At 64.5% G+C, this 12,152-nt stretch carries 8 protein-coding genes and 1 pseudogene; all 9 read right to left on the reverse strand.

Going from position 1 to position 12,152, the window contains the following annotated elements; genetic code table 11:
- The 9 genes and pseudogenes from BMW76_RS10905 to BMW76_RS42430 all read right to left on the reverse strand — a co-directional run bounded on the left by BMW76_RS10905 (position 1) and on the right by BMW76_RS42430 (position 12,062).
- Positions 1-1,185, reverse strand: coding sequence for a sugar ABC transporter permease (locus BMW76_RS10905; RefSeq protein WP_090865137.1), 1,185 nt, complete (start codon positions 1,183-1,185; stop codon positions 1-3).
- The gene (locus tag BMW76_RS10910) at positions 1,172-2,674 is read right to left on the reverse strand and encodes a PelD GGDEF domain-containing protein (protein ID WP_090865138.1); all 1,503 of its coding nucleotides are present in this window, start codon (positions 2,672-2,674) and stop codon (positions 1,172-1,174) included. Before BMW76_RS10910 ends, BMW76_RS10905 begins: the two co-directional genes overlap by 14 nt.
- A gap of 67 nt (positions 2,675-2,741) precedes the next feature.
- Entirely contained in the window at positions 2,742-3,287 is a 546-nt protein-coding gene (locus BMW76_RS10915; protein ID WP_090865139.1) for a penicillin-binding protein activator LpoB, read from the reverse strand.
- 36 nt (positions 3,288-3,323) lie between these two features.
- Positions 3,324-7,313, reverse strand: coding sequence for a tetratricopeptide repeat protein (locus BMW76_RS10920; RefSeq protein ID WP_090865140.1), 3,990 nt, complete (start codon positions 7,311-7,313; stop codon positions 3,324-3,326).
- Positions 7,288-10,167, reverse strand: a complete 2,880-nt coding sequence (locus BMW76_RS10925) for a bifunctional glycoside hydrolase 114/ polysaccharide deacetylase family protein (protein WP_245763174.1) — start codon at positions 10,165-10,167, stop codon at positions 7,288-7,290. Before BMW76_RS10925 ends, BMW76_RS10920 begins: the two co-directional genes overlap by 26 nt.
- Before the next feature lie 332 nt (positions 10,168-10,499).
- Positions 10,500-10,862 (reverse strand): annotated as a pseudogene (locus BMW76_RS10930) (cation:proton antiporter); the annotation flags it as partial.
- A gap of 18 nt (positions 10,863-10,880) precedes the next feature.
- Positions 10,881-11,315 carry a DUF3175 domain-containing protein gene (locus tag BMW76_RS10935; RefSeq protein WP_090865142.1) on the reverse strand — a complete coding sequence of 145 codons (435 nt, stop codon included), beginning with the start codon at positions 11,313-11,315 and terminating at the stop codon, positions 10,881-10,883.
- 15 nt (positions 11,316-11,330) lie between these two features.
- The gene (locus BMW76_RS10940; RefSeq protein ID WP_090865143.1) at positions 11,331-11,825 is read right to left on the reverse strand and encodes a PRC-barrel domain-containing protein; all 495 of its coding nucleotides are present in this window, start codon (positions 11,823-11,825) and stop codon (positions 11,331-11,333) included.
- A gap of 102 nt (positions 11,826-11,927) precedes the next feature.
- Positions 11,928-12,062 carry a hypothetical protein gene (locus BMW76_RS42430; protein WP_281248508.1) on the reverse strand — a complete coding sequence of 45 codons (135 nt, stop codon included), beginning with the start codon at positions 12,060-12,062 and terminating at the stop codon, positions 11,928-11,930.
- Between the last annotated feature and the right edge of the window lie 90 nt (positions 12,063-12,152).

The following is a 12,152-nucleotide window of genomic DNA, read 5'->3' on the forward strand; positions in this document are numbered from 1 at the left end:
TCAGGCGGAGTGAGGACGCGCGGCGCCTGGGCCGCGCGGCTTCCAGAAATCGAGGACGGCGGACAGCGTCGGTGTCGTCGCGCGGCTGTCCATTTCGCCGATCAGCGCGCGCACGCGCGCGAAATCGCGGCGCAGCCAGGCCGCTTCCGCGAGCCAGGGCAGCATGCGGTCGCGCGGAAAGCCGCAGTCGATCGCACGTTGCAGCATCGTATCCGCGCCGTCGAGATCGAGCCGCGCAATCGCAAGACGGCCGCGCAGACGCCACAGCGCCGCGTCGTTCGGATCGTGCTCGAGCGCGGCGGTTGCGTATGCATCGGCTTGAGCGGCCGCATTGCGATACACGTCGCCCGTGACGAGATTTTCGTAAATCAGCTCGCTGTACAGTTGCGCGAGCGTCCTGTTTGCGTCGGCGCGCTGCGCATCGCTCAGCTCGGGATGCAGCTTCCGATCGAGCTTCGGGCGCTCGACGAGTATCCGCTGCGTGAGTCCCTTCTCGCGGTTGTCGAGAATGCCGTACGCGAGCAGGCGGATATCGTCGAGGGGATCGGCGAGCATGCCTTGCAGCAGCGGCGAAACGGTGCGCGCGGGCATCGACTGCATCGCGAGCAAAGCGGTCATCCGAAACGACGTGCCCGCTTCGGCGTTCTGCAATTCGGCCTTCAGCCGCGCGCCGCGTCCGTACGAAACGGTGCCCATCAGATTCGCGGCGAACTCGGGCTCGTCGACGAGCGCGACGGGCAGCTCCGCGCGCTGCGTCGGCAACACGGCGGCAATCGCCATCGCGCCGATCGGCCCGAGCAGGCCGCCGACCGGCACTGCGAAATTCAGAACCCACAGCGCAGTCAGCAAGCCGGCGCGCGGCAGACGATAACGCAGGGGCAACACCGATGCGAGGCCGTATGCTGCGACGAGTGCGGCGAGCGCCTGCACGAGCAGGCACAGCAGCAATACTTGTGTGTTCAGATGCGCGATCGAGTGCGGCGACGCAGTGCCCGTGCTCACGATGTCGCCGAGCCATTGCGCGGAGGTGTCGGGCACGCTGCGGGCAGCGATCGCGAACACGGCGATCTGCAACGCGAGCGCGAGCACGACGAGCAGCACGGCGACGAACGTGATGCGCGCGCGCTCCGGCTGCGCGCGTACGGCGCGCCGATGAACACGCGCGTTTTGATCAGTAGCGGACATCGCAACGCTCCAGCAGATGCCGCAATTCGGCGACGGGTTCATCGGCGGGCACGGCCGTCGAATGTACGGCGACGCGCGCCGCTTCGAAATCCACCCCGTACTGCGCGCGCAAATTTTCTTCGATACGCATCAGATAGCCGTCCACGGCGCTCTCGCCCGATAGCGGCATCAGCGTGAGCACTACGCGATGCCCGTCGTCTTGCAGCGGCCATTGCACGTCGAGCGCGCGGCGCGTGCGCAGCACGTGTTCATAGAGCGTCGCGCTCGCGTCGTCGTTGTGAAACACGAGCGCGACGATCGACGATTGCACCTGCGTATCGCGCTTCAGATGAACGAGCCGCGCGTAATCGAGCGCGAACGTGTGAGGGCATGACGGAAAAGCCGTCAGCGTATCGCGCGTGATGACGGCATGCTGCACGCCGTCCGCATAGAAGTTGCACAGCACCAGCAGGAATTGCAGATTGTCGCGCGTGAGCGCGAGAAACGGCATGCGTTCGACGGCCAGCACGCCGACGGGATTCTTCTGCGTATCCATGAGCGGCACAACCACGACGTAGCGGCTGCGCGCAATGTCCTGATTCGCTTTCGATTCGACATGGACCAGCGTACGCGTATCGAGCGCTTCGCGCACCAGCGGATCGTCCGGATCGAACGCGCAAGGCGCGCCGATCGACGCGGCCACGGCCGTCGAGGGCGCGGCGCCGCGCCACGCATGCACGCTCGCGGCTTCGATCTGGCAGGCCTGCGCCGCTGCGTCGAGAAACGGCTGCGCGCCGCGCAAGTCGACGGCGCCTTGCTGCGTCGCCGTCGGCTCCTGATCCAGCACGATTCTGCGCAGCCTCGCGAGCGAATCGCGCAGCGTGGCAGGGCGGCCCAGCAGATCCTGTTCGAGTCTTTCATGCGACAGCCGCAACATGAACTGATTGCGCGTGAGAATCGACAGGCGTTCGGCGAGATAGTCGTTGGCGATGCGGCCCTGGCGCAAGCGCGTGATCCAGATGTCGCCGAATTGCCCGCATAGCAGCGTGACGACGAAGCCGCCAAGGAAAAAGCTCACAGGAAAGATGTGCGTGTGCGGACCCGTCGTCAGCACGTGCGCGAGCGAAGCATGCACCGGCGCACCGCCGCCTTGCGGATAGAGTACATACCACGATGCGAGCAGAATCAGCCCTGAAAACACGCCTGCAATCGATCCATAACGCAGCGCAATCACGAGCGGCACGATCCACACCCAGCCGAAGCCGCTGTGCACGAGGAGCGGATCGTTGCGATCGAAAGCCCAGCACACGGCAATCGCGATCAGCGTCGCGACAACCGTTTCGAGTGTCGCGATCAGGCTGTGGTGCATGGAGCCGCGCGGCGGCGCGATCACGCGCGCCCACCACGAACCCGCGCCGACGCTTTGCTCCTGCCGCCGCTGGTGTCGTCGCTGGCGTGGCCGGTTATGGCGCCCGCGCGGCGCCGATTCTTCGTTAGCGTGCGTATTCATCGCGTTCGCCCGATTCAGTCTGGATTCGATTCGAACTCAGAGTCGATGATAGTCGCGTCGGACGCGCTCAGCGCGCGAGCGGCGACAGCAACTCGCGCTCGAGCTTCTGCGCGACGCCCGACACGGCATCGCGGCTCCAACCCGTGCGGCTGCCCGTGCCCGTCCATACGACCTTGCCCGACTGCACGTCGATCACGTCGAACGTGAGCCCGACGGCCGGTTCGCCATCGACGCCCACCTTGTAGCGCCATTCGTTGACGGCACCCGTCAACGCATAGCGCGCGTTCTGCTGACGCGCCCAGTTCAGCGCGTTCTGTTGCGCGTCGGGCTTTGCGGGATCGAACAGCGTTTCGTCGTCCGCGCTCGCGGGATAGCGCGATAGATTCGTGTAGCCATACGACGCGAGCAGGCTCTGCGCGATCGACGCGGCGCGCTGGCCCGCCTGCGGCGTCTCCGTGTTGTTCGCGATGGGCAGGATGGCGACGCTGTCGCTCTTCGAAATCGCGGGCGGCGCGCTGCGATCGACGACCGCGCAGCCTGCGAGCGCGGCCATCAGCGCGACGGACGAAACAAGCGTGACGGTGCGCGCGCGAATGGTGTTGCTGTGGTTCATGTCGTTCCCCTCTGGTCCATGCTCTTGAATGCAGCTTCAATACAGATAGCGATACCGCACGCCGACTTCCTTCACCGACGTCGAGTGATTCGACGAAACGCCCTGATACGCGCCATAGAGCATCAGCTGATCGTTGCCGAACACGCTGCCGACGACGCCAAGCTCCGCCTCGCCCGACCAGCCCGCGCGCGAGTCGCGCAGCGGCCCGCCGATGAACATCGGCCGCCATCCCTTCGAATACTCGTCGGGCAGCCCGTCGCCGAACGAAAACAGCAGTCCGCCTTGCGTGAAGGTCTGCGGCATGAACGAGGCCGCCGTGAACGGCGTGCCCTGCGGCAGCAGCACGCGCAGCGCGTCGCCGGGCGTGCCCGTCGCGTTGTACTGGCCATGCGCGAACACGGCGCGAATCGTGTAGTCGGGATAATCGGCCTTGATCTTGTAGCCGATGTTCGCTTCGACCAGACCGCCGTTGCCGAGATACGAACGGTCCTGGCCGTGAAAGCGCGCATATTCGTAGCGCGCGCCGCCGAACCAGTGCGGATCGAGCACGTAGATGAAGCCGAGCGACGCGAGGTCCTTGGTGCCGCCCACCGTAAGCTGTGTGGACTCCGTCGCCGCCAGGTTGTAGCCGAGCGCATAGATCAGCGTGAGGCGCCGCGTGACGTTGTACGTGCCCTCGATGCGCGCCGTCGTGAAGTCGTCGAGCGCATTGCGGCGGCCGAGTGTCACGTGCTCTTCGTCGTAGCGTCCCTTGTGTCCGTAGATCGCTTCGAAGAGCCGGTCGTGCTTCGGCGCATACGCGAGCTGCGAGCCGTCCACTGTCTGATCGCGCTGCATGTAGCGCAACTGCAGATTCTGCGAAGGCGTGACGCGCAGGCTGCCCGTCGCCGATTCCTCGGTGAAGCGCAACGGGCCCTGATCGGCGTAACGGAATGCACCCGCCAACGCCTGTGCGTTCGCGAGCAGTTGCTCGCGTGCCATCGCCTGGGTCGTCTCGTCTTCGGGCTCGCGCGTGAGCGAGTCGAATGCGCCTGTTTGCGCGGCGGCTACGCGGCCCGTCTGCGCTTGCGCCTCGATCCGGTTCTGCCGTGGAATCAGATCGGGCAGCGTGTCGAGCAGGCGCGACAGTTCGTCGACGTCGCCATCGCTGATCGCGAGCTGCGCCTGCGCATAGACGGGGCGCTGGCTGTCGCTGATGTACTGCCTCGTGAGCCATGCGCGCTCCATGTCGGACGCGTCTTCATTCTGCGCCCATGAAATCGCGGCCTCACGCGCGATCGCCGAATAGAGGCGCTGGTCCTTGCGGATTTCCTCCTGCTTCGCGGGCGGCAACTCACCGATGTCGCCGAGCCTGGACGCGGCCGCGTCGTTTGCATCAGCGTGATTGCGATCGGCGCGCAGCATCTCGATCAGCACCGCGCGTGAACGGTCGCCGTTCGCATAGAGCTGCGTGAGTGCGACGTAACGGGCGCGCAGATCGTCGACGTCGGCGGCGGGCAGCGGCGGTGGGCGTGATGGATCACGTGACGGATCACGCGACGGATCGCGCCGACGGTGCGCAAGCTCGATCCACACCTGCTTGCGCAAGCGCCACGCTTCGTCGACGCGGCCGTTCAGGTCGAGCCCGTCGGCATACGTCAGGCGCCACAGCAGGCTTCGTTCGCCCTGCGCGGTCTGCTTGTGCAGATAGTGCAGGGCCTTGCGTCCGTCGCCGAGACGCAGCCATGCCGCGCCATACGCGCCCCATAGCTGCGGATCGCTTTCGGCGTCGCTGGCGAAGCGGCGCAGCGCGGCCTGCGATGCGGCATCGGTGCCGCGCTCGTTCAGCATCCAGATGTAGGCCGCGCGCGCTTCCGGACTGTTCGGGTCGAGCGCGGCCGCGTGCTCGATGTCGCGCAACGCGGCGTCGTTCTGGCCCATTTGCCGCTCATAGTCGGCGCGCGCGAGCAGGAACGTCGCGGACTGTTCGGCTTCCTTCAACTGCCCGGACGTGAGCGACGCAAGCAACGCCCTGATGCGCCCCCATGCACGCGCGTGCTGATAGTCGTACAGCGCTTCCGACAACATGCGCGGCGATCCGCCGTGACGGTACGCGTATTCGGCGAGACGTCCCGCGTCGATCGGCGAATTGTTGAAGAAATTTGTCATCAGCTCGAAGTCCTGCACGCTCGCCTTGCCGCCCGCGATCAACCGACGATAGCCGAGGCCCGCATCGCGCGTGTTCTGGTTCGCATCGGCGAGCATCGCGTAGAAGCGCCAGAACTCGTCGTTCGACGGCGGCGCGGCGCGTTTCGCTTCGTTCATTGCGGCGAGCGCCTCATCGAAATGCGTGCGCGCATACAGCATCGTGGCGATCGTCAGGCCGTATTCCGCGTTCGGCCCGTATTCGCGTTCGAGGCCTTGCCATGTGCGCAACGCGAGATCGTCGTCGCCCTTGCGCCCGGCGACCTGCGCGTAGCGCTCCGATGCTTCGCGGCGCAGCGGGCCCTTGAAGCGCGTTTGCAAAAAGTGGAGTGCGGAGTCGGGATCGCCGAGACGCTCATATGAAAACACCACGGCGTCCACGAGCTTGAGATTGGCCGGCTGCTCGTCGGCCTGGTGCAGCGTGACGGCAAGCAGCGCCGCGTCGTCGTTGAGTCCAGGCGCGAGGCGCGCGACGCGGTTCCAGTCGTCCGGTGTGCCGCGCGTCTTCGCGAGGGCCATGTAATTCGACAGCGCGACTTCCGGGTGATGGTTCCACTCGGCGACCTGTGCCAGACGCTCGCGCCATACGACCGATTGCGGGTCCTTGTCGACGGCCATCTGCGCGATGCGCTGTGCGTTGGCGACGTCGCCGTTTGCGAGGAACACGCGATACGCGAGTTCGTAATCGGAGGCGCTGACATCGCCGGGCGCAGCAGTGGCTGTGCCGGCAGCGGGCACGGGCGCAGCGACGCGCACGAGCCGCGCCCGTTGATCGTCGATGGAAGCCGCGATGGAAGCCGCGATGGAAGCCGGGTCCAGCGCACGGCGCAGCGCCTCGCCGCGCTGCACGGGACGGCGATACCAGGCTGCGCGCAGCCACACGCCGCCCGACGTCCGATGCTCGACGATGCCTGTCTCTGCGCCCGGCTGATGCATCGGGCGCGAATACGATGCGCGCCGCGCGAGCGCATCGCGAGGGTCGAGCGCCGACATCTTCATCAGCCGCTTTACGTACTTCGATGCGAGATCGGGACGCCCCGCCGCGAGCGCAAGATTGGCGAGAAAGCGCAGCGTGTCGGGATCGTCGGCGAGATCGCCGATGTGCTGTTCGGCGGCTTGCATCGCGGCCGCCATGTCGTTGCCTGATTGCAGCGCGCGCAGACCCGCAATGAACGCCGCGCGCTTTTCGTCGCGCGTCGTGGCCTGTGCCTGCACGGCGAACCACGCATCGGCGGCGGCGCGCGGGTTCCGGTTGGCGAGTTGCGTTTGCGCGAGCGCCGTGAGCCAGTCGCGCGCATGGTTCGGATCGGACTTCGCGAGCAACGTGTAATCGCTTGCGGCCAGTTCGTTGTCGTTCAATCCGCGCGCCTCTTGCGCGAGCATCTGCAATTGCTCGTTCGTCCATGTATAGCCGAGCGCTTGATGCAGCAGCGCGTCGAGTTCGCGGATGCGCGCAGGCCGCGCGGGATCGCCTGGCTTGAGTGCATAGAGACGCTGCTGCGCGAGCGACACGCGCATCGCCAGCGCGCTTTGCCGCGCCGTGACATCGTTCGAATGCGAAAGTCGATCGAGGATATGCGTGGCATCCGCGACGCGCTGACCCTTCAGGTATTCGCGCGTCAGCTCGGACAGCACTTCCGCATTGTCGGGATCGACGCGCAGCCACGCTTCCAGATACGCGATCGTCAGGCTGTCGGCATTCGCACCTTTGAGCAGCCGCGCCTTGATCTTCTCGCTCGGAAAGGCGAGCACCAGCATCACGGCGACCAGCAGGCCGAGCACGAGAAGAACGGCGGGCGAAAAGAGCCGCTGCCGCTCAGGTGGTGCAGGCGACGTCGACATGCAGTTGGCGAGAGTCGTTGGCGGGGTTCGTCACGGGGCGCTTCGTCACGCGGCATGTGCCCGCGTTGGCGAGGCGAAATATCGGCGCGACATGCGCGCGCAGATCGAACGAAAAGCCGTCCCGCGTGCGCACGAAATGATCGAGCACGCCGTTGGCTTCGGCGAGATAGGGCACGGCGCGCGCGGCCGACTGATCGATGACGGCGAAGCGCGCGATGCCTTCGCCCGTCAGATGCACATAGGTGCCGCCCGGTCCCGGCAAATAGCCGGCCACGCCCGTTGCGCCCGTCATGTCGGGCACCTTGCCGGCGGGCAGCCGCACGGTACGAAGATGCGAGCCGTTGCGCACGACCCAGACGTTGCTGCCCGGCTCGCGATACAGGCTGGTGTCGAGCCAGTCGAGCACGTTGCGCGCGTACTCGGACGTGAAGACGGGTGTGACGGGCTGCTTGAGGACGGTATCGAAGACTTCGCGCAACGCTTTCATCGACGCGTACTTCGTGCCCGAGAACATGTGGTAGTAGATGTCGATCGGCTTGAAGCGGATCGGCTTGTCGGTCATCGCAAACGTTTCGAGTACGCGCGAAAAGCCATAGAACGGTCCGTGCCACAAGCCGGTGTACAGCTCCTCGTTCTGGTTCGGCGCGAAGATCTGGTAGTAGCCGTCTTTCATCACGCCGAGCGGCGCGATTGCCGTCCAGCTCGGATAGCTCTTCGTGATCAGCGTATCGCCGCCGTTCAGGTTGAGCATGCCCGCGTCGTAGGCGGCCTTCAGCACGGGCGAGGGCACCTGGCAGTCGCCGCTCCACAGCACCATACGTACGGACTTCGAGGCGGGCGCCACATTGCCGTCGATATAGTCGATCGAGCCTTTGATTTCGCGGTCGATGCTGAACCTGTAGCCGGGAATATCGATGGACAGGCCGCTGCTGCTCGCCTGTCCGCCGCCTTCCGTCTGCGTGCCCGTGCGGGAAACGCCGAGGCCCGTCACGCTCATCCATTGCAGCGGATGCGTGTACGTATGCGTCGCCACTTCGACGTTCGGCAATTCGAAGATCTTCCTTCCGATGGAGCGCAGGTGCGCTGCGTAGTTTTTGAACGGACCGTCGTCGCTGACTTCGCCTTCGATCAGCGATACCGTGGTCGGCATGCCCGAATCGCGCAGAAGCCGGTACAGCATATCGCCCGAATATTGCGGCGTGAGGTCGGTGTTGGGTGCGGCGTCGGGCGTGTTCCCGGCGTACTCGGCGCGCGACGCGAAACCGTCGCCGTCGATATGCGACATCAGCAGGCGCCGGCCGTTTTCCGTCGTCGTATCGGGCACGGGCATGTCGGCGGGCAGGCGCAACGCGGCGCGCAGGAACTCGATCGGCTGCGTGACCCAGCGCTCCTGATCGACGGCATCCAGTTCGTATACGCCGAACGGCCGCATTGCATAGCCGCCCCACGGCGTGATGGCGGCGCCGTCGATCACGAAGTCGCCCGAGCGCAAGCGCAGCAGCGAGCGGCTATGCGGCCCGGCACGTATCGGCGTGTAATCGCGCGCGAGGGGATGCGGCTTCATTTCGAAGCCCATCAGCTTCGGATCGTACGATTCGACTTCGAGCTTGCCGTTCGATGGAGCGCCCGTCACCGTTTCGAGGTCGAGCTTCTTTCCGAGTTGAGGGTCGATCTGCGTGCCGAAGGTCGTGAAGACGGCCATGGGCATCTTCGCGTCGATCTGCGCGACGAGCCAGTCGCGATATGCGCTGCTGTTCGGCACCGCGCCGTCGAGCCATAGCACGACGCCCGCATAACGGTCGTGCAGGTCGCCTTGCGGCAACGGGTCCCGCACGTCGCGGTAGTCGATCCGGTAGCCGAGATAATTGAGCGGCATCGCCAGAAAACGCACGCCGGGCGATACGTTCAGATCCGTGCGCGGCGGCGCGTCCTGAATCACGAGAATGCGCCGCTTGACGGGCTCGATCGCGCCGACGCCCATCGTTGCGAGTGCGCCATCCGTCACGTACGGCACGATGCCCTGTGCCTTGATCTTCGCGATGGTGTCCTGCTGGCATGTGTGGTCGGCGGGCGGGCAGTAGTCGATCGAAAAGACGGGCAGGCGATACTGCTCGCGTATCGTCTTCGCTTGCTGCAGAAGCCAGTCGCGGTCCTGCGCGGGCACTTCGATATAGCGCTGCTGCGACTGGTCCCATCCGCGATAAAGCGATTCGAAAGCGACCGCATACGCGAGGTCATGCACTTGCGGCAGGATTTCGAAGCCACGATTGAAAATCAGCTTTGCATCGGGATAGCGTGCCTTGATCGCGCGGACAACATTTGCGAGCCCGGCAATCTGTTGCGCGCGTGCGTCGTCTGTTCTGGCGACGAGTTGCCACGAATCCATCGTGTCGAGAAAGAAGCCGCGATAGCCTTTGTCCCAAAGCGGCTTGATCACGTGATCGACGAAAAAAGCGGGCCATTCGGGCTGGCTCTGGTCGACGACGCGCGAGGCCCACGACTCATTGCGTCCCGCGAGCCACTTCTTCGGCAAATCCGCGTAATAGCTGCGCGACGGCAGCACTTCGCCGACACTCGCATACGCAAACCACGTGGTATGCGGCAAGCGGTGCGCGAGCGGATCGAAACCGCTGTCGGGTTCGATCACGGCGGCATCGAATGCCGAGAGCATGTCGACGGGCGGCGACTTGCCGTAATAGAGCGCGAATGAGGGCTGCGTGATCGTTTGCGCGACCGTTTGCGCGGCATCGTTCGCATAAGCGGGACGCAGCGGCAACGCGAGCGCCAGCGCGAGAAGCAACAGCGCGCGGCATGGCCTGCCTGTGCGTCGCGAGCGTCCTCTGCGGGCCGCCAAGGGAATTGCTTCCTTTAAGGTGCAAAGAAAATCCCTGAAATGATGATGCAAGCCGCTTAATGTCATCCGCAAGGGTGTTCTGCTGAATTGAACAGACAGCATGCGTTATTGCATCTGGTTCTTTCAATTGCGACAGCGCATATCATAGACAAGATTTAACGGACCGCCTAGCGACATTGCTGTGCTGGAGTCGCGTATTGCCACGCGAATTGCTGCTTATAGCACGCCTGTTTTAAATGCGACGCTGTTTTTTAATCGACGTGCATTAGTCGCGGCGTTAAGGCAATTCAATGCCTTTCTGTTTTTGACTTTTTCGTGGCATTTAACGATTTCGCATGCGGTGATATCGGTTTCACCAATGGCGTTGCAAGGTAATAGAAAGAGCCGATGCCGCGAATGCCGAACCGGCTCATCAGTCTGCGTTGCGCGTGAGATGCGTGAGACACATCGGCGCCGAATAGCGCGCTTCGACTGCGAGCAGCCGCACGATGAAAAAGAGCGCGGCGATCAACCCGACTTTGCCATGTGAAGAGCGACGCGCAAGTACTCGTGAGCACATTGCCGACGATCACCGTCACGGCCACTCCGGCGATGCGTTCGGGTTCGATCGTGAAGCCGAGCACCGACTCGGCCATATACGCATGCGCTTTTTGCGGGTCGGCGGCCGTTGCGACGACGTCTTCCGAATCGACGGTCGTGTCCCCGCATCGACATCAGGGCGTGCGGCCGAATGCCTCGCGCAGCTTGCGCTTGGCCTGTTCGAGCGTGCTCTTGCGCGCCTTCGGCAGATTGCGGCCTGCGCGGTTGATATAGAAGTTGAGCATCGACATCGCGGACTGGAACGGCGTGCCTTTGCGCCGCTTGCTGCGCGTCGACGAATGTTTGAGCGACTGGGCGATTTCTTCGGCGCTGCCTGTCTTGAAGATGTCCTTTTCAAGGTCCATCGCGTCGCTTGTTTCCATCACGTGATGCGACCAGTACTTCGACGTGTTTTTCGATGAACTCGCCGACGACGTTCGCGAGCGGTGATGCGCGGCCTTCGCCTGCGTGTGCCGCTGGCGCGGCGGACGGCCGCCTTTCGTGCGCGTCGACGCATGCGCGGACGTCTTCTTGCCCCTCGATGTTCCACTGCGTTTGCTGGTAGCCATGATGGTCCCCGTGTATCACAGCTTCACGCCGCCCGCTTCGGGCGCATCGGACGATCCCGGCTCGATATCGCCGACGCCGAATCCGTCATCGCTTTTACTCCAATACGGCTCGCGTCCATAGAACTGATGCACCGATGTCGCCCACGTCGCGTCCGCCATCGACGGCCAGTGGTCCTTGTCGAAGCCCGGCGCGTTCTTCACGCTTTCGGTCGGCATGTCGAGCAGGAAGCACTCGCGGTCCGCGTCGAGCGTGAGCGCGCTCCATGGAATCGCGAGCAGCTTGTCGCCGATGCCGAGAAAGCCGCCACTCGACAGCACCGCATACCCGATCCGTCCCGAGCGCACGTCGAGCATGATGTCCTTGATCTTGCCGATATCGTCGCCGTCGGCGCTCAGTACCTTGTCGCCATCGAGCGTGGCGGCCGCCATCACGTCGGGGCCAGGGCCAGTCGATCGGCCGCCGCCTGTTCCGACGATATTCGCGCCTTGCGTCTGCTTCGCCATCGTCATGATCGTTCTCCGTCGTGAGTGTGCGTACAGCCGGATTCGAGCAACAGCTATTCCTCGCGCCGTCGCATTGGCGCGGAATGCGTGAACGGTTCAACGAACGCTTCAGCCGTCCTCGCCGACTTCGGCAGGGTCGGGCAGCTCGGGCAGTTCCTTCGTGGTGTCGGGCGGCTGGGGCTGGCCCTGTGGCGCGTCGTCGGGGCGGGGCGTGGTGTCGGCGGAGTCCGCTTCGCGGTTCATGATCTCTCTCCTTATGTTGCAGTCGCGGAATGACAGAAGCGCTGCACACGGCGTGCCACGTACGTAGCACGCCTCGTGCAGTATCGAATG

The organism is Paraburkholderia diazotrophica (genome assembly GCF_900108945.1).
Taxonomy (GTDB): Bacteria; Pseudomonadota; Gammaproteobacteria; order Burkholderiales; family Burkholderiaceae; genus Paraburkholderia; species Paraburkholderia diazotrophica.

What these genes read in the sequence shown, in the direction of transcription:
- BMW76_RS10940 (WP_090865143.1), bottom strand. Translation starts at nt 11,825, where the DNA reads ATGACGATGGCGAAGCAGACGCAAGGCGCGAATATCGTCGGAACAGGC.
- BMW76_RS10915 (WP_090865139.1), bottom strand. Translation starts at nt 3,287, where the DNA reads ATGAACCACAGCAACACCATTCGCGCGCGCACCGTCACGCTTGTTTCG.
- BMW76_RS10920 (WP_090865140.1), bottom strand. Translation starts at nt 7,313, where the DNA reads ATGTCGACGTCGCCTGCACCACCTGAGCGGCAGCGGCTCTTTTCGCCC.
- BMW76_RS42430 (WP_281248508.1), bottom strand. Translation starts at nt 12,062, where the DNA reads ATGAACCGCGAAGCGGACTCCGCCGACACCACGCCCCGCCCCGACGAC.
- BMW76_RS10935 (WP_090865142.1), bottom strand. Translation starts at nt 11,315, where the DNA reads ATGGCTACCAGCAAACGCAGTGGAACATCGAGGGGCAAGAAGACGTCC.
- BMW76_RS10910 (WP_090865138.1), bottom strand. Translation starts at nt 2,674, where the DNA reads ATGAATACGCACGCTAACGAAGAATCGGCGCCGCGCGGGCGCCATAAC.
- BMW76_RS10905 (WP_090865137.1), bottom strand. Translation starts at nt 1,185, where the DNA reads ATGTCCGCTACTGATCAAAACGCGCGTGTTCATCGGCGCGCCGTACGC.